The 25111-nt window shown below is 72.7% G+C and carries 21 protein-coding genes and 1 riboswitch; of the genes, 7 read left to right on the top strand and 14 right to left on the bottom strand.

What is annotated here, in order from left to right; all coding sequences use genetic code 11:
- Positions 1 to 3 precede the first annotated feature (3 nt).
- Positions 4 to 657, bottom strand: a complete 654-nt coding sequence (locus tag WQO_RS27155; protein ID WP_010063408.1) for a response regulator transcription factor — start codon at positions 655 to 657, stop codon at positions 4 to 6.
- A 381-nt stretch (positions 658 to 1038) separates the two neighbouring features.
- Here WQO_RS27155 and WQO_RS36475 point away from each other — a divergent pair, with 381 nt between their 5' ends.
- Positions 1039 to 1212 (top strand): hypothetical protein, encoded by a 174-nt coding sequence (locus tag WQO_RS36475; protein ID WP_010063409.1) that lies wholly within the window; start codon positions 1039 to 1041, stop codon positions 1210 to 1212.
- A gap of 91 nt (positions 1213 to 1303) precedes the next feature.
- Here the strand turns inward: WQO_RS36475 and WQO_RS27150 are convergent, their stop codons facing one another.
- On the bottom strand, positions 1304 to 2104 hold the full coding sequence (locus WQO_RS27150) for an inositol monophosphatase family protein (protein WP_010063410.1): 801 nt from the start codon (positions 2102 to 2104) through the stop codon (positions 1304 to 1306).
- 57 nt (positions 2105 to 2161) lie between these two features.
- Complete coding sequence (locus WQO_RS27145; protein ID WP_010063411.1) at positions 2162 to 3289, bottom strand: ferrochelatase; 1128 nt, start codon at positions 3287 to 3289, stop codon at positions 2162 to 2164.
- Between the two features lie 221 nt (positions 3290 to 3510).
- On the opposite strand from WQO_RS27145, the gene WQO_RS27140 reads away from it, so the two are divergent.
- Together WQO_RS27140 and WQO_RS27135 are read left to right on the top strand one after the other, a co-directional pair.
- On the top strand, positions 3511 to 4755 hold the full coding sequence (locus WQO_RS27140) for an MFS transporter (RefSeq protein WP_010063413.1): 1245 nt from the start codon (positions 3511 to 3513) through the stop codon (positions 4753 to 4755).
- Positions 4715 to 6034, top strand: a complete 1320-nt coding sequence (locus WQO_RS27135) for a D-arabinono-1,4-lactone oxidase (RefSeq protein WP_010063415.1) — start codon at positions 4715 to 4717, stop codon at positions 6032 to 6034. Before WQO_RS27140 ends, WQO_RS27135 begins: the two co-directional genes overlap by 41 nt.
- Before the next feature lie 91 nt (positions 6035 to 6125).
- Here the strand turns inward: WQO_RS27135 and WQO_RS27130 are convergent, their stop codons facing one another.
- Complete coding sequence (locus WQO_RS27130) at positions 6126 to 7187, bottom strand: hypothetical protein (RefSeq protein WP_010063416.1); 1062 nt, start codon at positions 7185 to 7187, stop codon at positions 6126 to 6128.
- Between the two features lie 490 nt (positions 7188 to 7677).
- Between WQO_RS27130 and sepH the strand changes: the two genes are divergently transcribed.
- Entirely contained in the window at positions 7678 to 8775 is a 1098-nt protein-coding gene (gene sepH, locus WQO_RS27125; RefSeq protein ID WP_010063417.1) for a septation protein SepH, read from the top strand.
- Positions 8776 to 8889: 114 nt separating this feature from the next.
- Here the strand turns inward: sepH and WQO_RS27120 are convergent, their stop codons facing one another.
- Complete coding sequence (locus tag WQO_RS27120; RefSeq protein WP_010063418.1) at positions 8890 to 9720, bottom strand: sulfurtransferase; 831 nt, start codon at positions 9718 to 9720, stop codon at positions 8890 to 8892.
- A gap of 235 nt (positions 9721 to 9955) precedes the next feature.
- Here WQO_RS27120 and WQO_RS27115 point away from each other — a divergent pair, with 235 nt between their 5' ends.
- A complete protein-coding gene (locus WQO_RS27115) occupies positions 9956 to 10750 on the top strand; it encodes a VOC family protein (protein WP_010063419.1) in 795 nt (264 codons plus the stop codon).
- 16 nt (positions 10751 to 10766) lie between these two features.
- Here the strand turns inward: WQO_RS27115 and WQO_RS27110 are convergent, their stop codons facing one another.
- From WQO_RS27110 to WQO_RS27090, 5 genes are all read right to left on the bottom strand, one after another.
- Entirely contained in the window at positions 10767 to 11207 is a 441-nt protein-coding gene (locus WQO_RS27110; protein WP_010063421.1) for a hypothetical protein, read from the bottom strand.
- A 72-nt stretch (positions 11208 to 11279) separates the two neighbouring features.
- Entirely contained in the window at positions 11280 to 11930 is a 651-nt protein-coding gene (locus WQO_RS27105) for a thymidine kinase (protein ID WP_010063422.1), read from the bottom strand.
- A 45-nt stretch (positions 11931 to 11975) separates the two neighbouring features.
- Positions 11976 to 13163: an alkaline phosphatase family protein gene (locus WQO_RS27100; protein ID WP_010063423.1), complete on the bottom strand. Its 1188-nt coding sequence runs from the start codon at positions 13161 to 13163 to the stop codon at positions 11976 to 11978.
- Positions 13163 to 13759: a DUF5998 family protein gene (locus WQO_RS27095; RefSeq protein ID WP_006128099.1), complete on the bottom strand. Its 597-nt coding sequence runs from the start codon at positions 13757 to 13759 to the stop codon at positions 13163 to 13165. The genes WQO_RS27100 and WQO_RS27095 overlap by 1 nt, the downstream gene beginning before the upstream one ends.
- Before the next feature lie 65 nt (positions 13760 to 13824).
- Positions 13825 to 16815 carry a bifunctional acetate--CoA ligase family protein/GNAT family N-acetyltransferase gene (locus WQO_RS27090; RefSeq protein WP_058954116.1) on the bottom strand — a complete coding sequence of 997 codons (2991 nt, stop codon included), beginning with the start codon at positions 16813 to 16815 and terminating at the stop codon, positions 13825 to 13827.
- 96 nt (positions 16816 to 16911) lie between these two features.
- On the opposite strand from WQO_RS27090, the gene WQO_RS27085 reads away from it, so the two are divergent.
- Positions 16912 to 17193 (top strand): HPr family phosphocarrier protein, encoded by a 282-nt coding sequence (locus WQO_RS27085; RefSeq protein WP_010063426.1) that lies wholly within the window; start codon positions 16912 to 16914, stop codon positions 17191 to 17193.
- A gap of 184 nt (positions 17194 to 17377) precedes the next feature.
- Here the strand turns inward: WQO_RS27085 and WQO_RS27080 are convergent, their stop codons facing one another.
- From WQO_RS27080 to WQO_RS27065, 4 genes are all read right to left on the bottom strand, one after another.
- The gene (locus WQO_RS27080; RefSeq protein ID WP_010063427.1) at positions 17378 to 18085 is read right to left on the bottom strand and encodes a GntR family transcriptional regulator; all 708 of its coding nucleotides are present in this window, start codon (positions 18083 to 18085) and stop codon (positions 17378 to 17380) included.
- A gap of 180 nt (positions 18086 to 18265) precedes the next feature.
- Positions 18266 to 19081, bottom strand: coding sequence for a M23 family metallopeptidase (locus WQO_RS27075; RefSeq protein ID WP_058954115.1), 816 nt, complete (start codon positions 19079 to 19081; stop codon positions 18266 to 18268).
- Positions 19082 to 19095: 14 nt separating this feature from the next.
- A riboswitch (cyclic di-AMP (ydaO/yuaA leader) is annotated at positions 19096 to 19262 on the bottom strand.
- A gap of 243 nt (positions 19263 to 19505) precedes the next feature.
- Complete coding sequence (locus WQO_RS27070; protein WP_010063429.1) at positions 19506 to 20876, bottom strand: M16 family metallopeptidase; 1371 nt, start codon at positions 20874 to 20876, stop codon at positions 19506 to 19508.
- A gap of 26 nt (positions 20877 to 20902) precedes the next feature.
- The gene (locus WQO_RS27065; protein WP_010063430.1) at positions 20903 to 22276 is read right to left on the bottom strand and encodes a M16 family metallopeptidase; all 1374 of its coding nucleotides are present in this window, start codon (positions 22274 to 22276) and stop codon (positions 20903 to 20905) included.
- 280 nt (positions 22277 to 22556) lie between these two features.
- Here WQO_RS27065 and WQO_RS27060 point away from each other — a divergent pair, with 280 nt between their 5' ends.
- Positions 22557 to 25013, top strand: a complete 2457-nt coding sequence (locus WQO_RS27060; RefSeq protein WP_010063431.1) for a DNA gyrase/topoisomerase IV subunit A — start codon at positions 22557 to 22559, stop codon at positions 25011 to 25013.
- Positions 25014 to 25111: the final 98 nt, after the last annotated feature.

Here is a 25111-nt window from a genome sequence, read left to right as displayed (position 1 = left end):
TCCTCAGATCCGGTATCCGGAGCCCGGCACGGTGACGATGACGGGTGGTTCGCCGAGCTTGCGGCGGAGGGTCATCACCGTGACCCGCACCACGTTGGTGAAGGGGTCGGTGTTCTCGTCCCAGGCCTTCTCCAGCAGCTGCTCGGCCGAGACGACCGCGCCCTCGCTGCGCATGAGGACCTCCAGCACCGCGAACTCCTTCGGTGCCAGCTGGATCTCCACGTCGTCGCGGAAGACCTCGCGGCGGTTCGGGTCGAGCTTGATGCCGGCGCGCTCCAGGACGGGCGGCAGCGCCACCGTCGTACGGCGGCCCAGCGCGCGCACCCGGGCGGTCAGCTCGCTGAAGGCGAAGGGCTTGGGCAGATAGTCGTCGGCACCCAGCTCCAGGCCCTCGACCCGGTCGCTGACGTCGCCGGAGGCGGTGAGCATGAGCACCCGGGTGGGCATGCCGAGTTCGACGATCTTGCGGCAGACGTCGTCCCCGTGCACCACCGGGAGGTCCCGGTCCAGCACGACGACGTCGTAGTCGTTGACCCCGATGCGCTCCAGGGCCGCGGCACCGTCGTAGACGACGTCGACGGCCATGGCCTCCCGGCGCAGTCCGGTGGCCACCGCATCGGCGAGCAGCTGCTCGTCCTCGACGACGAGTACGCGCACGGCGCAGTCCTTCCTTCGGTCCTTCGTCGGGTTCACAGAGCGAGCGGCCCACGCGGGGCCGCTCGGACACGGGCAGCCGGGCCGACCGTGTACCTCCATCCTGCCCTCAACGCGCATAAACCGGCGGTAAGACGGCGGCGGGCCGGGCCTTCCGGCGGCCTTCCGCGGGGAAACGGTCGGTTTCCCGGGCCAGTTGAGGTTTCTCTGAGCTGCGGCATGGGGAAGAGGGCTTCACACCCGCGATCACGCCTGTCCCGTGGCATGCCACGGTCCGCCCTTTTTCCTCGGAGCGGCGGCGCGATCACCCGCTCCTCCGGCTCCCCGGCCGGGGGTATCCCGGGCACACCCCCGTGCCACCGACCCACGATGAGGGGGCGCATCATGGACGCTTTCACCGCAGGTCTGCTGCAACGCATCAAGACGACCGAGTCCGACCTCACGCGGGCGCGCGAGGACGGCGACGACTTCCTCGCGGATGTCGAGCAGGGCGAGCTGGACGATCTGCACCGTCTCGCCGCCGAGCACGGCGTACAGGTCGGCGCCGCCGGCGTCTGAGCCGTACGCCACAGGGCCCCGGATGCTGTCCAGGCATCCGGGGCCCTCTGCCGTGCCGTCGGGCTCCCAGGGCCCCACCAGGGGCTTCGGGTCAGTCGTGCCAGGCGCCCAGCTCGTCGAGTGCGGCCTGCAGCGGCTCGAAGACGCCGGGGGTCGCGGCCACCGTCAGGTCGCCGTCGGCGGGCAACCCCGGGCGACCGCCGGTCAGCGCGCCCGCCTCCCGGGCGATGAGGTCGCCCGCCGCCAGGTCCCAGGGGTGCAGCCCGCGCTCGTAGTAGCCGTCGAGCCGGCCCGCCGCCACGTCGCAGAGGTCGACGGCGGCCGAACCGCTGCGCCGGATGTCACGGAGCCTGGGGATCAGCCGCTGGGCGACGTCCGCCTGGTGGGCGCGGACGTGGGCGACGTAGTTGAAGCCGGTCGAGACGAGGGCCTGGTCCAGCGGCGCGGTGGGCCGGCAGCGCAGCGCTTCGCCGTTCGCGAACGCACCGCCGCCGAGCACCGCCTGGTACGTCTCCCGGCGCATCGGGGCCTCGACGACCCCCACCACCCGCTCCCCGTCGCGCTCGGCGGCGATGGAGACGGCCCAGGTCGGCAGGCCGTAGAGGTAGTTCACCGTGCCGTCGAGCGGGTCGATGACCCAGCGGATGCCGGTGGAGCCCGGGGAGCTGGCGCCCTCCTCGCCGAGGAAACCGTCGTCGGGGCGGAAGTCGGTGAGGTAGCCGGTGATCAGCTTCTCGGCGGCGATGTCCATCTCGGTGACCACGTCGATGGGGCTGGACTTGGTCGCGGCCACCCCCAGGTCGGCGGGGCGGCCGTCGCGCAGCAGGGCTCCGGCGCGGCGGGCGGCTTCGAGAGCGAGGTCGAGCAGTTCGGACAGGGCGGGGTCGGTCACGGTGCTCCCAGGTGATCGGTGCGCACGGTCGGGTGGGCGTACGGGCGGTCCTGCGGGCTACGCGTACGGGCTGTCGGCGCCCGCGGCGGCGGGCTTCGGAGCCCTCGCGGGGCAGCAGCCGACGGGGCAGAGGTCGTGGGAGGGCCCCAGCGACCCCAGCGCGCAGCGCTCGACCGCCCGGCCGCGCTCGCTCGCGGCACGCTCCAGGACCAGGTCCCGTACGGCGGCGGCGAAGCGCGGGTCGTCGCCCACCGTGGCGGAGCGGCGGACCGGCAGACCGAGCTCGGCCGCCTTGGCGGTGGCCTCGGTGTCGAGGTCGTACAGCACCTCCATGTGGTCCGAGACGAAGCCGATGGGCGCCATCACGACCGCGGGGATGCCCTCGCCGTGCAGCGCCTCCAGGTGGTCGCAGATGTCGGGCTCCAGCCACGGGATGTGCGGGGCGCCGCTGCGGGACTGGTAGACGAGCTGCCAGGGGTGCTCGACGCCGGTCTCGGCGCGCACCGCCTCGATGATCAGCCGCGCCACGTCGAGGTGCTCGGCCACGTACGCGCCGCCCTCGCCGTGGGCCTCCACCGGGCCGGAGGCGTCGGCGGCCGAGGTCGGGATGGAGTGGGTGGTGAACGCGATGTGCGCGCCCGCCCGGACGTCCTCGGGGAGTTCGGCGAGCGAGGCGAGGACGCCGTCGGCCATCGGGCCGACGAAGCCGGGGTGGTTGAAGTAGTGGCGGAGCTTGTCGACCCGGGGCACATCGAGCCCCTCGGCCTCCAGGGCGGCCAGCGACTCGGCGAGGTTCTCGCGGTACTGGCGGCAGCCCGAGTAGGAGGCGTAGGCGCTGGTGGCGAGGACGGCGATCCGGCGGTGTCCGTCGGCGGTCATCTCGCGCAGGACGTCGGTCAGATACGGGGCCCAGTTGCGGTTGCCCCAGTAGATCGGCAGGTCGACGCCGTGGTCGGCGAAGTCCTTGCGCAGGGCCTCCAGCAGCGCGCGGTTCTGCGCGTTGATCGGGCTGACCCCGCCGAACAGGAAGTAGTGCTGACCGACCTCCTTGAGGCGTTCTTCGGGGATGCCGCGGCCGCGGGTCACGTTCGCCAGGAACGGGACCACGTCGTCCGGGCCCTCGGGGCCGCCGAAGGAGAGCAGCAGCAGGGCGTCGTAGGGAGCGGGATCGCGCAGATCGGACATGCCGTCGATCCTGCCACCCTCCTCCGGCGGGGCGGCAACCGACATCCGACGGTCCGTCGGGAAAGCGCGGAACGGCCGGTGGTGAACCCGCCGGAACCGCTCTCCCGGTCCGTCCGGAACCGCTCCCCGGGTCCGTCCGAAATCCGGTGTCCGGGGCCTCCGCCCGACCGTAAGCTGTATGGGCCAGCTATACGCCTGACAGGCACGACCGGAGTACCCCCTTGCCCAGCCCCTACCGCGCCATCTTCTCCGCCCCCGGTACCAAGGGGTTCTCCGCCGCAGGCTTCCTCGGCCGGATGCCGCTGTCCATGATGGGCATCGGCGTCGTCACGATGGTCTCCCAGCTCACCGGCCGCTACGGACTGGCCGGGGCGCTGTCGGCGACCCTGGCGATGTCGGCCGCGGTGTGCGGCCCCCAGGTCTCCCGGCTCGTCGACCGCTACGGGCAGCGCCGGGTGCTGCGCCCGGTGACGCTGGTCGCGGTGGCGGCGGTGGCGGGTCTGCTGGTCTGCGCCCAGCAGGGGGCGCCGGAGTGGACGCTGTTCGTCTTCTCGGTGGGCGCGGGCTGTGTGCCGAGCGTGGGGTCGATGGTCCGGTCCCGCTGGGCGGAGATCTACCGGGGCTCCGGCCGGGATCTGCACACCGCGTACTCGTGGGAGTCGATCGTCGACGAGGTGTGCTTCATCTTCGGCCCGATCATCTCCATCGGCCTCTCCACCGCGTGGTTCCCGGAGGCCGGGCCGCTGATCGCCGCCGCCTTCCTGCTGGTCGGAGTGTTCTGGCTGACCGCGCAGCGCGCGACCGAGCCGATGCCGCACCCGAAGTCGCAGCACACCGGTGGCTCGGCGCTGCGCTCGCGGGGGCTCCAGGTCCTGGTGGCCACCTTCGTGGCGACCGGTGCGATCTTCGGGGGCGTGGACGTGGTGACCGTGGCCTTCGCCGAGGAGCGCGGCCACAAGGCGGCGGCCTCCCTGGTGCTGGCCGTCTACGCCCTCGGCTCGTGCCTCGCGGGGGCCGTGTTCGGCCTGCTGCACCTGAAGGGGAACCCCGCGACCAGGTGGCTGGTGGGTGTCGGCGCGATGGCCGTGAGTATGATCCCCCTCCTACTGGCCGGGAACCTTCCGTTGCTGGCCGTGGCGCTCTTTGTCGCGGGCCTCGCCATCGCACCGACGATGGTCACCACCATGGCCCTCGTCGAAGCGCACGTACCGCGCACCAAGCTGACCGAGGGCATGACCTGGACCAGTACCGGGCTCGCGGTCGGAGTGGCGCTCGGCTCCTCGGCCGCCGGCTGGGTGGTCGACGCCGCCGGGGCGAAGGCGGGGTACGCGGTGCCCGTCGTGGCGGGAGCGCTCGCGGCGGCGGTGGCGTTCCTGGGATATCGCCGGCTGGCCGGGCCGGCTGCGACGGGAGGGCGCGGGGAAGATGACCGAGACCTACGCACGGACGACGAGCGCGTGGCGTAACTGGGCGGGCACCGTCACCGCCCGGCCCGCCCGCACCGAGTCACCCGCGTCCGTGGACGAGCTCGCGGACGTGCTGCGCCGGGCGCACACGGACGGCCTGCGGGTCAAGCCGGTCGGTTCGGGCCACTCCTTCACGGCGGCGGCCGCCACCGACGGGGTGCTGATCCGCCCGGACCTGCTCACCGGGATACGGGGCATCGACCGTGAGGCGATGACCGTGACGGTGGAGGCGGGCACTCCGCTCAAGCGGCTCAACACCGCTCTCGCCCGCGAGGGCCTGTCGCTCACGAACATGGGCGACATCATGGAGCAGACGATCGCCGGGGCGACCTCCACCGGCACGCACGGCACGGGCCGGGAATCGGCCTCCATATCCGCGCAGATCCGGGCGCTGGAGCTGGTCACCGCCGACGGCACGGTCCTGGTCTGCTCGGCCGAGGAGAACCCGGAGATCTTCGCCGCGGCCCGGGTCGGGATCGGCGCCCTCGGGGTGATCACCGCCGTCACCCTCGCCGTGGAGCCGATCTTCCTGCTGACGGCCCGCGAGGAGCCGATGGGCTTCGACCGGGTCACCGAGGACTTCGACCAGCTCGTGACCGAGAACGAGCACTTCGAGTTCTACTGGTTCCCGCACACCGGGAACTGCAACACCAAGCGCAACAACCGCAGCGCCGGCCCTGCCGCCCCGCCCGGCCGGGTGAGCAGTTGGATCGACGACGAGCTGCTGTCCAACGGGGTCTTCCAGGTGGCCTGTTCGCTCGGCCGGGCGGTCCCGGCGACGATCCCCTCGATCGCCAGGCTCTCCAGCCGGGCGCTGTCGGCGCGTACGTACACCGACATCCCGTACAAGGTGTTCACCAGCCCGCGCCGGGTGCGGTTCGTGGAGATGGAGTACGCCGTTCCGCGCGAGCAGGCGGTGACGGTGCTGCGGGAGCTGAAGGCCATGGTCGAGCGGTCACCGCTGAAGATCAGCTTCCCGGTCGAGGTGCGCACCGCTCCGGCCGACGACATGGCCCTGTCGACCGCGTCCGGCCGGGACAGCGCGTACATCGCCGTGCACCTCTACAAGGGCACGCCGCACCGCTCTTACTTCACCGCGGTCGAGCGGATCATGACGGCGCACGCCGGCCGGCCGCACTGGGGCAAGATCCACACCCGGGACGCGGCCTACCTGGCCGAGGTCTACCCGCGCTTCGGCGAGTTCACCGCGCTGCGCGACCGGCTGGACCCGGACCGCCTGTTCGGCAACGACTATCTGCGGCGCGTGCTCGGCGACTGAGTCCGGCAGCGTTCCGGTACGCCGTCGGCCCCGGTCCTCTTCCTTGCGGAGGGGGCCGGGGCCGATGTGCTGTGCGCGGTACGCCGGTGGGTCACTCGGCGTCGGCGCCGGGCGGGGCCTGCTCGCCCTGCCCGGGGGCGACGCCCGTGCCGGTCGAGGGTTCGCCGGTGCCGGGGTCCGACGGAGTCGGCTGCGTCGGCTCGGGCGTGGGCTCACCGGCGGATCCGGAGGGCGTCGGGGTGGGCCCGGTGGTCGGGTTCTCACCGCCCGTGCTCCTGCCCGGGTCCGGGCTCGTGCCGCTGCCGTCGCCGCCGTCCGTGGCGGGGGCGGATCCGGTGCCGTCGCCCGGGGTCGGGGACTGCTCGTCCGCTCCCCCGTCCTGGCCGGTGTCTCCGGAGGGGGCGGGGTCCGCGGGCCCGGGGTCCCGGTCGCCGCCGCCGCGCACGACGGAGCTGAGGGTGGTGCCCTGGCCGCCGCTGAGGTCGTTGCCCGAGATCAGCTCGAACGCGGTGATCCCGGCCATCGAGACCGCGAAGACCGCGGCGGCCGCGAGCGCGGGGCGCTTCCAGCCGCGCAGCCGGGTCCCGTGGGTGACGCCCTCGCCGAACGCCTCGTCGGGACCGGCGACCCGGTCCGCTCCGGCCTGCGGGAGCATCGGCGTACGGTCGTCGGCGCGCGGGATCATCTGCGTGCGGTCCGTGTCGGCTCCGGGGCCTCCGGCCGGCGGGACGCGGAGCATCCGGGTCCGCTCGTCGCCGAGGTCCAGCATCTGCGTCCGGTCCGTATCGACCGGCCTCAGCACCTGGGTGCTCTCCGCGTCCGGGATCACTTCCGGCACCGTGCCCGGGCCGACCGTGGGCAGCACCGTGGTGGCGTCGTCCGCCGGGTGCGGCCCCGTGGGCTCCGGCTCCGTCCGCTGCGCGGCGGCTCTGCGCCCGGCGGGCGTCGTCTCCTTCGTGTGCACGGTCACCTGGCGGCCCTCCGGGTGGGTCACCTGGACCGTCACCTCACGGATCTGCTCGCCGGTGCGGCGGAAGAAGTGCTGGAAGACCGAGCCGCCGCAGGTGGCGACGACACTCATCACGCCCGCGCCGGCGATCGTGCCGTACACGCCCAACTGCGAGGCCAGTACCGCTGCCGCGACGGCCGCCACAGCGCTCCCGGCGACCTGCGGGAGACTCAGATCTATGCGCCTTTCCTTGGGTTCTGCGTCACTTTCCGGCTTCTGAACCATTACCAGCCCCTGCTTGACATCTCTCCCACCATGCAACAGGAAGGGACAAATGAGCGAAGTGGATAGTTCCGATTCTGGTGATTGTGTGAAGCACAACACGCATCAGGGGCATTTCGCGGAGAACTGGGTACCTCAACTCCCGCAGCCCGCGAGAACTTGGGCGGCGCGCCGGTCCACCCCGGTGGCCCGAATGGAGTACTGTGACGAGCCCTGGGGCGGACTCCGACGTGGGAATCCGCCGCTAACGGAGGGGGCCGACGGCGGCACCCTAGGTGGGCGAACCAGGGCGAGCGCCCGACACGCCGGGCAATTTGGCAAGGTTGTGGCAGGCTGCACCCGGGCAGGTCACACTCGACTAGCGGAAGCAGCGACGCACGTGACGTCGGCAGGCACCACCCGGGAGGTCCCCATGCCCGAACTGCGTGTCGTGGCCGTCTCCAACGACGGCACACGACTGGTGCTCAAGGCTGCGGACAGCACGGAGTACACGCTTCCGATCGATGAGCGGCTGCGCGCCGCCGTGCGCAACGACCGCGCCCGGCTCGGCCAGATCGAGATCGAGGTGGAGAGCCACCTCCGGCCCCGCGACATCCAGGCCCGCATACGCGCCGGTGCCTCCGCGGAGGAGGTCGCCCAGTTCGCGGGCATCCCCGTCGACCGTGTACGCCGCTTCGAGGGCCCCGTGCTCGCGGAGCGCGCCTTCATGGCCGAGCGGGCCCGGAAGACTCCTGTCCGCCGTCCTGGCGAGAACACCGGCCCCCAGCTCGGCGAGGCGGTGCAGGAACGTCTCCTGCTGCGCGGCGCCGACAAGGAAACCGTCCAGTGGGACTCGTGGCGCCGTGACGACGGCACCTGGGAAGTCCTGCTGGTCTACCGGGTCGCGGGCGAACCGCACTCGGCGAGCTGGACGTACGACCCGCCGAGGCGGCTGGTCCAGGCGCTGGACGACGAGGCGCGCTCGCTGATCGGCGAGACCGACGACGTCGCCGCGCCGGAGCCCAGCTTCCCGTTCGTGCCCCGGATCGCCCGGCTGCCGCGCGACCGACCGCTGGACCGGAGCCTCGACCGGCAGACCGACCGCGAGCGCCCGCTGGACCGGGCCCTGGACCGGCAGATCGAGCGGCCCGCGCCGGTCGCCGAGCCCGACGAGTACGTGAGCAGCGCGTCGGCCGGCGAGCGTGACTCGCTGACCAGCCTGCTGGAGGCGGTGCCGAGCTTCCGGGGCGACATGGTCGTGCCCGAGCGGCCCACGCAGCCCGAGCCGCCCGCGCTGGAACCGGCGGAAGAGGCGGAGGCGGCCGAGCCGCCGGCCGCCGCCGCCTCGGCCGGTGCCGGGTCGGCGTACGCGGATGTACTGATGCCGCGCGCGGTGGCCGGTCATCGCGACCGGCTGACCGGGACGACGGACCGTCAGGCGGAGGCGGACGGGGTCCGGCCGGGGCGCCGTGCCGCCGTGCCGAGCTGGGACGAGATCGTCTTCGGCACCCGGCGCAAGAAGCAGGACTGACCGGGGATGACCACCGGTGGGGGCGGGGGCCGTACGCGATGGCGTACGGCCCCCGCTCCTTCACCGTGGTCCGGCGCGGCCCCGGTCGGGACCGGCCTGGGCCGCCCTGCGGGGTTACTGGGGCTCGGGCCCCGTGGCGACCGGCCGGTCGGGGTCCGAGGACCACTCGGACCAGGAGCCCGGATAGAGGACACCGGTGAAGCCGGCGATCTCCAGGGCCAGCACCTCGTGGGCGCCGGAGACCCCGGATCCGCAGTAGACGCCCACGCCCTCGGTGCTGCCCTCCGCCCCCAGCCCGGCGAACCGTGCGGCCAGCTGCTCGGCCGGGAGGTAGCGGCCGTCGGCGTCGACGTTCTGCGTGGTCGGCGCGGAGACGGCCCCGGGGATATGGCCGCCGACGCGGTCGATCGGCTCCACATCGCCCCGGTAGCGCTCGGCCGCCCGGGCGTCCAGCAGCAGACCCGACCGGGCGAAGGCCGCCGAACTTTCCGCGTCCAGGGTCGGCAGGGCCCCCGGCTTCGGCCGGAAATCGCCCTCGGCGGGGTGCGGGATCTCCGTGGTGAGGACGCCGGTCCAGGCGGCGAGCCCGCCATCGAGGACCCGTACGTCCCGGTGCCCGGTCCAGCGCAGCAGCCACCAGGCGCGGGCCGCCGCCCAGCCCTGTCCGCCGTCGTACACCACGACGGGGGTGTCCTGGCCGACCCCGGCCCGGCGCATCACGGCACCGAAGGCCTCCGGGTCCGGGAGGGGGTGGCGGCCGCCGTCGCCCGCCGGTCCGGCCAGCTCCGCGTCGAGGTCGACGAAGACCGCGCCGGGCAGGTGGCCGGCCTCGTAGTCGGGACGGCCGTTCGGGCCGCCGAGCTGCCAGCGGACGTCCAGGAGCACGGGGGGCCGGGACCCGGCCGACTCGCTCGCGCATTCGGATGCGGTGATGATGGGCTTCATGGGTGCCATCCTCGCTCAGCGGGGCCGGCACCCGTAACAGCACCGGACAGGACGGCCGGCGGGATCCGGCCGTCCTTCGTCGAGAACCCGGGCGACGCGGCGCGGCCGGTGCGTCTCGCGCGCCGGGGGGTGCAAGCATCTGCACGGGGCACGCGGACCACGTCCTGACCCGGGACGGCGCCGCTGTCCCGTTCCCCCGCACGGCCACCACAACGGTCCGAGGAGAGAGAAGACGATGACCGAGGCCCCCGCCCGGCGCACGCCCGGAACACCTTGCTGGGTGAGTCTGATCGTGCACGGCCTGACCGCGACCCAGGAGTTCTACGGAGCCCTGTTCGACTGGGAGTTCCGGCCGGGCCCCGAACAACTGGGCCCCTACGTCCGCGGGCTGCTGCACGGCGAGGAGGTCGCGGGCATCGGCCAGCTGCCGCCCGACCGGCATCTCCCCATCGCCTGGACCACCTACCTCGCCACCGACGACGCCGACGTCACCGCGGAGGCCGTCCGCTCCTGCGGCGGGACGGTCGCGGTCGGACCGCTGGACGCGGGCGAGGCCGGGCGGCTCGCCATCGCCTCGGACCCGAGCGGGGCGGTCTTCGGTATCTGGCAGGGCTCGGAGCACATCGGCACGATGACGGCGGGCGTACCCGGCACCCCCGTGTGGAACGAGCTGGTGACGCGGGAGACCTCGATGGTCGCGAAGTTCTACCAGACGGTCTTCGGTTACGAGACGGAGGCGGTGCTCTCCGCCGACTTCGACTACCAGACGCTGCATCTGGACAACGTGGCGGTGGCGGCCCTGCACGGGGTCGGCCATGCGCTGCCGCGCGACCGGGGGCCGCACTGGATGACGTACTTCGAGGTCGCCGACACCGACCGGGCCGCGGCCCGGGTGGTCGAGCTGGGCGGGCGCGTCCTGCAGCCGCCGCGCGAGGGGGCGAGCGGCAGGCTGGCGACGGTCGCGGACCCGGAGGGGGCCGTGTTCACGGTCATCAGGTCGACCGGCAGCGGCTCCACCGAGAGCCCTTAGGCGGGCAGGCCCCGGGTCACACGGCACGGTCCTCGAAACGGTGCACGACGATCCAGTAGTCGTCGTCCTCCTCGGTGAGGGCGCACAGCCGGCGGCCGTCCGGGGATATCGCGACGACCATGGAGCCGGCCCCGGGCACGAGGGCGGCGGAGAGCGCGGTGTGCGCGGTGCGGCGCACCCGGACCCAGTCGCGACCGGCTCCCCGGACCAGGAAGCAGCCCTCGTCATCGATCACGGCAGCGGTCCGCGCGTGCTCCAGCCACAGCCGGTCGGCCTCCGCCGACGCCCCAGGCGCCGAGCGCGCCACGGTGGCCCGGGGGGCCACCTCGACGTTGACGACGGCCTGGAAGGCCTGCGCGTACGAGGGGAGCTCATCGGCGACGCCCCGCGCCACGACCTCCAGCCCGGCCTTCGCCGGCAGCGGCGCCGACGCGCCCCCGCTCCGTTCGTCTGTCATGCCCGGCCGCCGTTCTCGTAGGACAAGCACTCGGGCCCCTCGGCCCGCCGTGTGCGGCGGAACCGTGAAGCCTCAGTCCGACGACACCGGAAGGACGTCGGGCGAGAGCGCTCCGGCACGTGCGGAACCGCTCGTCATGCGGCGGCAGTGGTGGCGGCGGCACAGCACCTCGTAACCGACCTCGCCCGCCTGCCGGTTGACGTCGCCGACGACGACCTGGGCGCCCTCGACGACCATCTCACCGTCCACGGTCCGGGCATTGTGCGTGGCGCGGGCCCCGCACCAGCAGAGCGCCTCGACCTGGAGGGCCTCTATGCGGTCGGCCAGTTCGATCAGCCGCTGGGAGCCCGGGAACAGCTTGGTGCGGAAGTCCGTGGTGATACCGAAGGCGAAGACGTCGAGCTTCAGATCGTCGACCACGCGGGCCAGTTGGTCGATCTGGTCCGGAGCGAGGAACTGGGCCTCGTCCACGATCACGTAGTCGACCCGGCCGCCCCGGCTGACCCGGTCCACGATGTGCGCGTACAGGTCCATGCCCTCCTCGGCCTCGACGGCGTCCGTCACCAGGCCGAGCCGGGAGGAGAGCTTGCCCTCCCCCGCGCGGTCGTCCCGGGTGAAGATCACGCCCTGGAGGCCGCGGGCCGAGCGGTTGTGACCGATCTGCAGGGCCAGCGTGCTCTTTCCGCAGTCCATGGTTCCGGAGAAGAACACCAGCTCGGGCATGAGGGGTCGAGCACCTTTCGGAGGGGGCGGTACGGCAGGAAGGGGTTACGAGCGTACTTCGAGGAGGGGGACGAGCTGTTCCACGGGGGTCAGGGAGCCGTGCACGCCCGCCATCGCCGACTCGTGCGGCTCGTTGACGGAGGCCGTGATGATCACGTCGTCGTGGGCGGCGGCGACCACGTCACCGATCCGGCCGTACACCCGCTCGTCGACCGTCGGGCCGAACCAGCCGGCCGCGATCGCCTCGTCCCGGCTCGCGATCCAGAACTGCTCGCCGAGGACCTCGCGCCAGACGGCCAGGACGTCGGCCTGGGCGCCGGGGACCGCGTAGACGTGGCGGGCTCGGCCTTCACCGCCGAGGAGGGCGACGCCCGCGCTCAGCTCCCAGTCCTCGTCGAAGTCGATCCGGGACTGTTCGTCGAACGGGATGTCGATCATGCCGTGGTCGGCGGTGATGTAGAGCGCGGAGCGCGGCGGAAGCTGCTCGGCGAGACGGCGGGCGAGCCCGTCCACGTACATCAGCTGGCCGCGCCAGGCGTCGGAGTCGGTGCCGAAGCGGTGGCCCTTGCCGTCGACCTCGCTGTAGTACGTGTAGACGAGCGAGCGGTCGCCCGCGGCCAGACGCTGGGCGGCGACGTCCATCCGATCCTCGCCGGAGAGCCGGCCGAGGAAGGATCCGCCGCTGAGCGCGATCTTGGTGAGGGGGGTCTGCTCGAACATCGGCGCGGAGACCTGCGCGGTGTGGACGCCCACGGCGTCGGCGAGCTGGAAGACCGTGGGATACGGCTGCCAGGCCTTCGGCTCGGTCCACGGCTTCCAGCGGAGCTGGTTCATCAGCTCGCCGGTCCGCGGGTTGCGCGCGGTGTAACCGGGCAGGCCGTGCTCGCCGGGCGGCAGCCCCGTACCGACGGAGGCGAGGGAGGTGGCGGTGGTGGAGGGGAAGCCCGCGGTGAGCGGGCGGCCGGTGCCACCGCGCGAGGTGGGGAGCAGGGAGTGCAGGAAGGGGGCCTCGTCCGGGTGGGCCTTGATCTGCTCCCAGCCGAGGCCGTCGATCAGGAAGACGCAGTTGCGGTCCGCTGGGGTCAGCTCGGGGATCGCGGCGGTGAAGCCCGGCACCTCCAGTCCGGCGGCGAGCGTCGGCAGCAGGTCCGCGAGCGAACCGCTGCCGTACTCCGGTACGGGCGCGGTGTCGACGGCCAGCGGCTCGGGGTCCTGCCAGGCGGGCTGCGCCATCAGCGGCCACTCGCCGCGGTGGCGGCCGTGGCCTCGGAGAGCGCCTGGGCGAAGGCGAGGGTCTGACGCACGGCGTCGGGGCCGTCACCGGCCTCGCTGACCCGCAGGCTCAGGTCGTCGGCGGTGGAGCTGCCGGTGTAGCCATGGTCGGCCTCGCAGTTGGAGTCGCCGCAGGCGGCGGGCTCCAGGTCGATCCGGGAGACCGCGCCCCAGCCGATGGTCAGGACGACCTCGCGGGGCAGGGTGCCCGGGACGTACTTCTCCGGGTTGGCCACCACCCGGCTGACGACGACGGAGGAGATCCGCTCCAGCTTCACCGACTCGGTGGAGGTGGTGGCGTACGGCGTCGGGGAGCTGGTGTCGGCGGCCTGCTCGTCGGTGTGGCTGACGATGAACCGGTGCTCGGTCAGGACGAGGACGGTCACATGACGGCGGACCTCGTTGGAGTCGAACGTGGTCTCCTGGTGGACCAGGTACGAAGCGACCGGCTCCCCGCCGACGGCGGCCTCCACCGCCTCGGCCACGAGGGCCGGGTAGTAGCCGCTGCGCTCGATCGCCGCGCGCAGCCCCTTGGTCGTCGTACCGGTCTTTGCCATGAGCACCATCCTACGGCGGGCCGGTGACTGCCGGGGACGCCCCGGGGGCCACCGGCCGCCGGGTCTCAGTAGTTCGGCAGGCGGCGGGGGCCGACATCGCTCCGGGCGGGCGGCGGGGCGAGCCGGACGCTCGCGCCGAGCACGGTGAGTCCCTGCGGGGAGACGACGACGGGTTCGAGGGCGACGGAGACCACCTCCGGGTGGTCGTCGACCAGCCGGGACAGCCGCAGCAGCAGCTCTTCGAGCGCGGCCGTGTCGACCGGGGCCGAGCCGCGCCAGCCGAACAGCACCGGGGCCGCCCTGATGGACCGGATCAGCTCGGCGGCGTCCCGGTCGGTGGCGGGGACCAGCCGGTGCGCGGTGTCGCCGAGCAGTTCGGAGGGCGCTCCCGCGAGGCCGAAGGAGAGGATCGCCCCGGCGGCCGCGTCGATGGAGGCCCGCACGACGGTGTCCACGCCGCGCGGGGCCATCGCCTGGACGACGGGAAGCAGTTCGGCGGGCTTGCCGAGGAGGTCGGTGAGCTCTCCGTACGCCCGGCGCAGCGCCTCCTCGTCGGCGACGTCGAGGCGGACCCCGCCGAGGTCGGCGCGGTGGCGCAGGTGGGGCGCGGTGGTCTTGAGGGCCACCGGATAGCCGAGCCGGGCCGCCGCTGCGACGGCCGCCTCGGGGTCGGGGGCGGGCAGGGTGGGGCGTACGTCGATGCCGTAACGGCCGAGCAGTTCGCGGGCCTCGTCGTGGGTGAGCGGGCGCCCGCGCGGGTCGGGGGCGGAGGCGAGCTGTGTCTCGATCAGGGCGGCCGCCCCGGCCTCGTCGATGGTGTCGTCGAGGAACTCGGGGATCTTGCCGGGCACGGCCGCCTGCCGCCGCCACTGGGCGTACTTCACGGCCTCGGCGAGCGCGCGGACGGCCCGTTCGGCGGCGGGGTAGGCGGGGATGCGGCCGGGGCGGGGCGGGGCCTCGGGGTCGGCCGTCGCGTCAGCCGGTGTTCCGGGGGCCGGTGTTCCGAGGGCGGCCGTGGCCGTCGCGGTTCCGGGGGCGGTGGGTCCTGTGCGGGCGGCGGGCGTTGCCGGGGCGGTGGTCCCCACCCGGTCCTTCGTCGCTTCCGGGGCGGTGGCCGCCGCCCGGTCCGCGCCCGCTTCCGGGGATACGGTCCGGGGCGCCGCCGTCCGGGGGCGCGGGGCCGCCGTGCTGCTCGCGGCGGCCAGTGCCTCGGCGAGGCCGCCGATCTCCACGTGGACGACGGCCACCGGCTTGGCCGACCCCCCGGCCACCGCCTTGGTCAGGGCCTCGGCCAGCACCTGGCCGTCGCCGGTCTCGGCCTCCCCGTTCTCCCCCACCCACGGGATGGCGGTGACGATCACCGCGTCGCAGCTCCCGTCCGCGAGCGCCTCGGCCAGCGCGTCGCGGAAGTCCTGCGGGGAGGCGGCGGTGGTGAGGTCGATCGGCGGGCGTGGGCGCAGCCCCTCGGCGAGGCAGGCGTCGTACGTCAGCAGGCCGAGGGACTCGGAGTTGCCGAGGATGGCGACCCGGGGGCCGTCCGGGAGGGGCTGGCCCGCCAGCAGGAGTCCGGCGTCGACCATCTCGGTCACGGTGTCGACCCGGATGACACCGGCCTGGCGCATCAGCGCGGAGACCGTGGTGTCGGGGATGCGGCTGACCGGGACGGCGTGGCCGGGCGGATTGGTGCCGCTGTGCCGGGCGCCCTTCACCACGACGACGGGCTTGACGGCGGCGGTGCGGCGGGCGAGGCGGGTGAACTTGCGGGGGTTGCCGAGCGATTCGAGGTAGAGCAGGGCGACGTCGGTGTCCGGGTCCTCGAAGGAGTACTGGAGGAAGTCGTTGCCGGAGACGTCGGCCCGGTTCCCCGCCGAGATGAACGAGGACAGGCCCGCGCCGCGCCGGTGGAGGCCGGAGAGCAGGGCGATACCGATCGCGCCGGACTGCGTGAACAGGCCGATCCGGCCGCGCGCGGGTGACTCGGGGGCGAGGGAGGCGTTCAGCCGGACGGTCTCGGCGGTGTTGATGATGCCGAAGGCGTTCGGGCCGATGATCCGCATACCGTACGAGCGGGCCTGGCGGACCAGTTCGCGCTGGAGCTCGCGGCCCTCGGCGCCCCGCTCGGCGTAACCGGCGGAGAGGACGACCAGGCCCTGGACGCCGTGCTCGCCGCAGTCGGCGACGGCGTCGGGGACGCGGTGGGCGGGGACGGCGATGACGGCGAGGTCGACCTGCTCGTCGATCTCGCCGAGCGAGCGGTGGGCGGGGACGCCGTCGAGGGTGGCGAGGCCCTCGTCGAAGGCGCGGTTCACGGCGTAGGTGCGGCCGGTGTAGCCGGCGGCGAGGAGGTTGCGCAGGACCGTGCGGCCCACGCCGCCGGGGGTGCGGCCGGTGCCGATGACCGCTACGGAACCGGGGGCGAGGAGGCGCTGCACCGAGCGGGCCTCGGCGCGCTGTTCGCGGCCGCGCTGGACGGCGAGGGACTTCTCGGTGGGTTCGAGGTCGAGGGTGAGGTGGACGGAGCCGTCCTCGAAGCTGCGGCGCTGGGTGTACCCACCGTCCCGGAACACCTTGATCATTTTGTTGTTGGCGGGGAGCACCTCGGCGGCGAAGCGCCGGATGCCGCGCTCGCGGGCGACCGCGGCGATGTGTTCGAGCAGCGCCGAGGCGACGCCGCGGCCCTGGTGGGCGTCCTGGACGAGGAAGGCGACCTCGGCCTCGTCGGCGGGGGCGGAGGCGGGGCGGCCCCGGTCGTCGATGCGGTCGTAGCGGACGGTCCCGATGAACTCGCCGCCGATCGTGACCGCCAGTCCCACCCGGTCGACGTAGTCGTGATGGGTGAAGCGGTGCACGTCCCGGTCGGATAGGCGGGGATACGGGGCGAAGAAGCGGTAGTACTTCGACTCGTCGGACACCTGCTCGTAAAAGCTGACCAGTCGCTCGGCGTCGTCCGTGGTGATCGGCCTGATGCGCGCGGTGCCCCCGTCCCGGAGCACCACGTCCGCTTCCCAGTGATCGGGGTACGCGTGATGCGGACTCTGTTCCGGCGTGGGCTCCATGGCCAAAGCCTACGGCCGGACGGGAGGCCGGGCACAGCACCACGCACTGCATGAGAGACTGGTCTAGACAACCGTTGATATGTGAAGGGCAGAACCATGGCTGAGCGCCGCGTAAACGTCGGTTGGGCCGAGGGCCTGCACGCCCGCCCCGCTTCCATCTTCGTCCGTGCCGCCACGGCCTCCGGCGTCCCCGTGACGATCTCCAAGGCCGACGGCAACCCGGTGAACGCCGCCTCCATGCTGGCCGTGCTCGGTCTGGGCGCGCAGGGTGGCGAGGAGATCGTGCTCGCGTCCGACGCGGACGACGCCGAGGCCGCTCTGGACCGGCTGGCGAAGCTGGTCGCCGAGGGCCTGGAAGAGCTTCCGGAGACCGTCTGACCCCTCCGTCTCCGGTCCGTCCGGATGCGACCCCCGCGAGAGCCGTGACCCGTGATCCCTTCACAGGCCACGGCTCTTCCGTTTCCGGGAATCGGGAAAGACCCGGGGAAGATCCGCACCTCGATAATGCGGGCAGCGTGAAATGGCGCCCCGAAATTACTTCTCTTTGTATACGGCGCTTCTGTTAATGCCGGACGCCCGCCGTGTTTACGCCGTGTTGCGAACTTCTCACCGGGGGAACGGGGGCGGCGCGGCGCCCCGGGAGATCCGCACGGCGGAGCCGGTGCTCGGCGGTGGAGCGTTCCGCGTGCTGGGCGGTCAGCGCCCTCGCCCGCTCCGCGTCGCCGCGCGCCACGGCGTCGACGATCGCGCCGCGCTCGGCCCAGGATTCGACCGGGCGGGCCGGCTGCTCGACCGCGTACATCCAGGCGATCTTGTGCCGGAGCTGGGTGAGCAGCGCGATGAGCCCGGGGCTGCCGGAGGCCTGGGCGAGGGTCTCGTGGAACCAGCCGCCCAGCGAGCGCAGATCCTCGCCCTCGCCCCGGCGGGCCCGCTCCTGGCCCAGCCTGACCAGACCGCGCAGCACCTTGAGGTGGGCTTCGGTACGGCGCTGGGCTGCGCGGGCCGCGCCCAGCGGCTCCAGGAGCATCCGCACCTCCAGGAGGTCGGCGGCCTCCTGGACGGTGGGCTCGGCGACACAGGCGCCGGCGTGTCGGCGGGTGACCACGAACCCCTCGGACTCCAGCGTGCGCAGCGCCTCGCGGACCGGGACGCGGGAGACCCCGTAGCGGCGGGCCAGCAACTCCTCGGTGAGGCGGCTGCCGCGCTCGTAGACACCGGAGACGATGTCGTCACGGATCGCCGTGCATACCGAATGCGCGGGAATGCGCATATCCGAACCTCCGCCTTGATCCCCGCGAAACGCGGCCGCCCGACGTCTGTTCCGTGACTCTATGACAATCCGCTGGAATTTCCGATGGCAGGTCGGAATCCACGGATATCTTCACGCGGGAATTGCCGAAGGCCCCGGCGGGTGCCGGGGCCTTCGGACGGTGGGTCGCGCGGGGCGGGGTCAGACGTTCAGACCGTGGGAGCGCAGGTAGGCGACGGGGTCCATGTCGGAGCCGTAGTCGGGGGTGGTGCGGGCCTCGAAGTGCAGGTGCGGGCCGGTGGAGTTGCCGGTGGAGCCGGAGAGGCCGATCTGCTGGCCGGAGGAGACGCTCTGGCCGACGGAGACGCCGATCGAGGAGAGGTGGCCGTACTGGGTGTAGGTGCCGTCCGCCATCCGGAGCACGATGTTGTTGCCGTACGCGCCGCCCCAGCCGGCCTCGACGACCGTGCCGGAACCGACCGCGACGACGGAACTGCCGGAGGCGGCCTGGAAGTCCACGCCGGAGTGGCTGCCGGAGGACCAGAGGGAGCCGCCGGTGTTGTAGCCGGTGGTGACGTGGGAGCCGGCGACCGGGAGGTGGAAGGCGTTCAGCCGGGCGCGCTCGGCGGCGCGGGCGGCGCGGGCCTTCTCCTCGCGGACCTCTTTGGCGCGGGCCTCGGCCTTGCGCTCGGCCTCGGCCTTCGCCTTGGCCTTGGCGGCCTTCTCGCGGGCCTCTGCGGCCGCCTTGGCCTTCGCCTTCGCGACCGCGTCGGCCTGCCGCTGCTGGGCGTGGGCCTGCGCGTCGATCTGCTCGGCGAGGGTGGTGTCGAGGGAGATGGCCTGGGTGAGGCCGGTGTCGGCGACCTTGGCGGCCTCGGAGTCCGCCGCGAGGGCCGGGGAGGACAGCGAGCCGAGGACTCCGGTGGTGGCCAGGGCCGCGATGCCGGCGGCCTGGGCGCTCCGGCGCGTGAGGCGGCTCGGGGCACGGTGCTTCCCGGTGGCACGGGTGAACGCCATGGAGGGGCTGGTTCCTTTCCTTCCTTCTCGCCTACCGGGTTAGCTGACGGGTTCGGAGCAGGAAGGTCTCCTACGGATCCCCGCGCCGGTTCGCGGCACGGGCCTCCGATTCACCCCAGGGACTGCGTGGGTCCCCGGCTCCCCAGGCTCGCGCCTGACGGGGACTCGGCGATGACTGCCCGGCGCCGCGGCTGCGGCATTCGGGTGACGGACAGCCGGGCCGACGCTAGGCGGGGCGACTTCCCATCACCAAACGGACAAGGAGATTTGTCGCGCATCCCACAGGGCAGACAGGCAACCACCTCCCCAAAAGGGTGCGAAGCAGACCAAGCAGGCAAAAGCACAGGACCCCGACGAAATTCCTTCCGTCGGGGTCCTGTTCGCGGCGGTGGTCGCACGGTGGCGGCCGGTTCCGCGGGCGGTGTCAGCCGGTGACGACCGACACCTCTCCGATACCGAGAGCCTTCACCGGCTCGGCGATCCGCGAGGCGTCTCCCACGAGGACCGTGACCAGCCTGTCGACCGGGAAGGCGTTGACCACGGCGGCGGTCGCCTCCACGGTGCCCGTCTCGGCGAGCCGGGCGTAGAGGTGGGCCTGGTAGTCGTCGGGGAGGTGCTGCTCGACCTGGTCGGCCAGCGTGCTCGCGACGGAGGCGGCGGTCTCGAACTTCAGCGGGGCGACGCCCACCAGGTTCTGCACGGCCGTCTCGCGCTCGGCGTCGGTCAGCCCCTCGGCGGCCAGCGTCCGCAGGACCTTCCAGAGGTCGTCCAGGGCCGGTCCGGTGGACTCGGTGTCCACCGAGCCGCTGATCGCGAGCATCGCGGCGCCGCCCGAGTCGGGGCCGGAGGAGCGCAGCACCTGGGCGAAGGCGCGTACGCCGTAGGTGTAGCCCTTCTCCTCGCGCAGCACCCGGTCCAGCCGGGAGGTGAGCGTGCCGCCCAGGCAGTACGTGCCGAGCACCTGCGCGGGCCACACACGCTCGTGCCGGTCGGCGCCGATGCGGCCGATCAGCAGCTGGGTCTGGACCGCGCCGGGGCGGTCCACGATGACCACGCGGCCGGTGTCGTCCGCGGTGATGGGCGGCACCGGGCGGGCCTGGGCGGTGTTGCCCGACCAGTCGCCGAGGGTCTCCGCCAGCAGCGCGTCCAGGTCGATGTCGGTCAGGTCTCCGACGATCACGGCGGTCGCGGTGGACGGGCGGATGTGGGCGTCGAAGAAGGCGCGCACGGCGGCCGCGTCGATCCGCCGGACCGTCTCCTCGGTGCCCAGGCGCGGGCGGGACATCCGGGCGGTGGCCGGGAACAGCTCCTTGGAGAGCTGCTTGGCCGCGCGCCGGGACGGGTTGGCGTGCTCGTGCGGGATCTCGTCGAGGCGGTTGCCCACCAGGCGCTCGATCTCGCTCTCGGCGAAGGCGGGGGCCCGCAGCGCCTCGGCGACCAGGCCGAGCGCCTTGGCCAGCCGGGAGGCCGGGACCTCCAGGGAGACCCGGACGCCGGGGTGGTCGGCGTGCGCGTCGAGCGTGGCGCCGCAGCGCTCCAGCTCGGCGGCGAACTCCTCGGCGCTGTGCTTGTCGGTGCCCTCGGAGAGCGCCCGCGACATGATCGTGGCCACGCCGTCGAGGCCCTCGGGCTCGGCCTCCAGCGGTGCGTCCAGGAAGATCTCCACGGCGACGACCTGCTGGCCGGGGCGGTGGCAGCGCAGCACGGTCAGCCCGTTGGGCAGAGCGCCGCGCTCGGGCGCCGGGAAGGCCCAGGGGCGGGCCGTGCCGGGCGTGGGCTGCGGGTGGAACTCCATGGCTACTCCAGTCACGGCGGCGTCGCTCACTTGGCCGCCCCCTCGTGCGCGTCGGTGCCCTCGGTGCCGTCTTCGCCCTCGGCGGCCTCGTCGGCCGGCTCGATGGGCTCGTAGACCAGCACCGCCCGGTTGTCGGGGCGCAGGGCCGCCGCGGCCGCCGCGCGCACCTCCTCCGCGGTGACGTCCAGGACGCGGCCCACGGCGGTCAGGGCGAGCTGCGGGTCGCCGAACAGGACGGCGTAACGGCACAGTTCGTCGGCGCGGCCGGCGACCGTGCCGAGCCGGTCGAGCCACTCGCGCTCCAACTGCGCCTGGGCCCGCTCCATTTCCTCGGGGGTGGGCCCCTCGGCGGCGAACCGGGCCAGCTCCTCGTCGACGGCGGCCTCGATCGTCTCCACCTCGACGCCGCCGGACGTCTTCACGTCCAGCCAGCCCAGCGAGGGCGCTCCGGCGAGCCGCAGCAGGCCGAAGCCCGCCGCAACCGCCGTACGGTCGCGGCGGACCAGGCGGTTGTGCAGCCGGGAGGACTCGCCGCCGCCCAGCACGGTCAGCGCCAGGTCCGCGGCGTCGCAGGCGCGGGTGCCGTCGTGCGGGAGGCGGTAGGCGGCCATCAGGGCGCGCGCCGGGACCTCCTCGTGGACCACTTCGCGCAGCTGCTCGCCGATGATCTCGGGCAGTGTCCCGTCGCGCGGCGGCTGCTTGCCGTCGTGGGAGGGGATGGAGCCGAAGTACTTCTCGATCCAGGCGAGGGTCTGCTCGGGGTCGATGTCGCCGACCACCGAGAGCACCGCGTTGTTGGGCGCGTAGTACGTACGGAAGAACGCGCGGGCGTCTTCCAGCGTGGCCGCGTCCAGGTCGGCCATGGAGCCGATCGGGGTGTGATGGTAGGGGTGGCCCTCGGGGTAGGAGAGGGCGGTCAGCTTCTCGAACGCGGTGCCGTAGGGCACGTTGTCGTAGCGCTGGCGGCGCTCGTTCTTGACGACGTCGCGCTGGTTCTCCATGGACTCCTCGTCGAGCGCGGCGAGGAGGGAGCCCATCCGGTCGGCTTCGAGCCACAGGGCGAGCTCCACCTGGTGGGTGGGCATGGTCTCGAAGTAGTTGGTCCGCTCGAAGCTCGTCGTGCCGTTGAGCGAGCCGCCGGCCCCCTGGACGAGCTCGAAGTGACCGTTCCCCTTGACCTGGCCCGAGCCCTGGAACATCAGGTGCTCGAAGAGGTGAGCCAGGCCGGTGCGTCCCTTGACCTCGTGGCGCGAGCCGACGTCGTACCAGAGGCAGACCGCGGCGACCGGGGTCAGATGGTCCTCGGAGAGCACCACACGCAGGCCGTTGGCCAGGCGGTGCTCGGTCGCTGTCAAGCCGCCGGAGCCGGCCTGTGCGGTGGCCGTGTGACCCATGGGCATGTACGTCCCTTCGATCGCGATACTGGACTTCCTGCCAGACCTGCCACTCTAAGCAAGCGCACCGGCACCTGGCGAAGTTCCCGTTCGGTGGATGTTTCCGTCGATGGTGTCGTGAGCACCCTCGACGGCGTACCGCCCGGGCGGCTTCGGACAGGCCTTCGGACGGGTCGAGGTCGGCGTTGTCAGTGGGGCGGTCCACAATGGACCGCGTCAGCAGCACGTGTTGTCCCGAACAAGCTCAGGTCGCCCGAACAGAATCCCTGAAGGAGTCGCAGCCGCGATGGCCCGCCGTAGCACGAAGACCCCGCCGCCGGACGACTTCGAGGAGAAGATCCTCGACATCGACGTCGTCGACGAAATGCAGGGCTCCTTCCTCGAGTACGCGTACTCGGTGATCTACTCCAGGGCCCTGCCCGACGCCCGCGACGGCATGAAGCCGGTGCACCGCCGCATCGTGTCCCAGATGAACGAGATGGGACTGCGCCCCGACCGCGGCTATGTGAAGTGCGCCCGGGTCGTCGGCGAGGTCATGGGCAAGCTGCACCCGCACGGCGACGCCTCGATCTACGACGCCCTGGTCCGCATGGCCCAGCCGTTCTCGATGCGCCTCCCCCTGGTCGACGGCCACGGCAACTTCGGCTCCCTCGGCAACGACGACCCGCCGGCCGCGATGCGGTACACCGAGTGCCGGATGGCTGACGCCACGTCGTTGATGACCGAGGCGATCGACGAGGACACCGTCGATTTCCAGTCGAACTACGACGGCCAGGAGCGCGAGCCGGTCGTCCTCCCCGCCGCCTACCCCAACCTCCTGGTCAACGGGGTCTCCGGGATCGCCGTGGGCATGGCCACCAACATGCCCCCGCACAACCTGGGCGAGGTCATCGCCGCCGCCCGGCATCTGATCAAGCACCCGGGCGCCGACGTCGAGACGCTGATGCGCTTCGTTCCGGGCCCCGACCTGCCCACCGGCGGCCGCATCGTCGGGCTCACCGGCATCAAGGACGCGTACACCTCGGGCCGCGGCTCGTTCAAGATCCGCGCCACCGTATCCGTGGAGAACGTGACCGCGCGGCGCAAGGGCCTCGTCGTCACCGAACTGCCCTTCACCGTCGGCCCGGAGAAGGTGATCGCCAAGATCAAGGACCTGGTCTCGGCGAAGAAGCTCCAGGGCATCGCCGACGTCAAGGACCTCACCGACCGGGCCCACGGGCTGCGCCTCGTCATCGAGGTGAAGAACGGCTTCGTGCCGGAAGCAGTGCTGGAGCAGCTCTACAAGCTGACGCCGATGGAGGAGTCCTTCGGCATCAACAACGTGGCGCTGGTCGACGGCCAGCCGCTCACCCTGGGCCTCAAGGAGCTGCTGGAGGTCTATCTCGACCACCGGTTCGAGGTCGTGCGCCGGCGCAGCGAGTTCCGCCGCACCAAGCGGCGCGACCGGCTGCACCTGGTCGAAGGTCTGATCGTCGCCCTCCTCGACATCGACGAGGTCATCCGGATCATCCGGGACAGCAACAACTCCGCGCAGGCGAAGGAGCGCCTGATGGCGCACTTCTCGCTGAGCGAGATCCAGACGCAGTACATCCTGGACACCCCGCTGCGCCGCCTCACCCGCTTCGACCGGATCGAGCTGGAGAGCGAGCGCGACAAGCTGAACGGCGAGATCGAGGCGCTGACCGCGATCCTGGAGTCGGACGCGGAGCTGCGCAAGCTGGTCTCCTCGGAGCTGGCGGCCGTGGCGAAGAAGTTCGGCACGGACCGGCGCACGGTGCTGCTGGAGTCGGCCGGTTCACAGATCGCGTCCGTGCCGCTGGAGGTGGCGGACGACCCGTGCCGGGTGCTGCTCTCCTCGACCGGCCTGCTGGCCCGGACGGCGAACGCGGATCCGGTCGAGATCTCCGAGGACGCCCGGCGGACCAAGCACGACGTGATCGTGTCGGCCGTGGCGGCGACGGCCCGGGGCGATGTCGGGGCGGTCACGTCGAGCGGCCGGCTGCTGCGGCTCTCGGTGATCGACCTGCCGCAGCTGCCGGACACGCACGCGGAGCCGAATCTCTCGGGCGGGGCGCAGATCTCCGAGTTCCTCACGCTGGAGGCGGGCGAGGAGCTGATCTGCCTCACGACGCTGGCCGAGGACTCGCCGGGGCTCGCGATCGGCACGCTCCAGGGTGTGGTGAAGCGCGTCGTGCCGGACTACCCGGCCAACAAGGACGAGTTGGAGGTCATCACCCTCAAGGACGGTGACCGCATCGTGGGCGCGACCGAGCTGCGGACGGGCGAGGAGGACCTGGTGTTCATCACGTCCGACGCCCAGTTGCTCCGCTACCCGGCGGCTTCGGTGCGTCCGCAGGGGCGGCCCGCCGGAGGCATGGCGGGCGTCAAGCTGGCGGTCGGGGCCGAGGTGCTGTCGTTCACGGCGGTGGACCCGGCGGCCGAGGCGGTCGTGTTCACGGTGGCCGGCTCGCACGGCACGCTGGACGATTCGGTGCTGACGTCCAAGCTCACCCCGTTCGACCAGTATCCGCGCAAGGGCCGGGCGACGGGCGGGGTGCGCTGCCAGCGGTTCCTGAAGGGCGAGGACGTCCTGGTGTTCGCCTGGGCGGGTCCCGTCCCGGCCCGGGCCGCCCAGAAGAACGGCACCCCGGCGAGGCTCCCGGAGCCGGACCCGAGGCGGGACGGTTCGGGCACACCGCTGCTGGAGAAGGTGGCCGTGATCGCGGGACCGCCGCTGTACTGACCGCAGCCGTACGGCCGACGCCGCTTGCGTGCGGTGGGGAGCGGCCGCGAGGGCTGACGCCTCTGCGGCCGCTTCCTGGGTTACGCCTCTGCGGTCGC

This window comes from Streptomyces globisporus C-1027, from assembly GCF_000261345.2.
In the GTDB taxonomy this organism is placed as follows: domain Bacteria; phylum Actinomycetota; class Actinomycetes; order Streptomycetales; family Streptomycetaceae; genus Streptomyces; species Streptomyces pakalii.
This window is presented reverse-complemented; position numbering and strand designations above follow the sequence as displayed.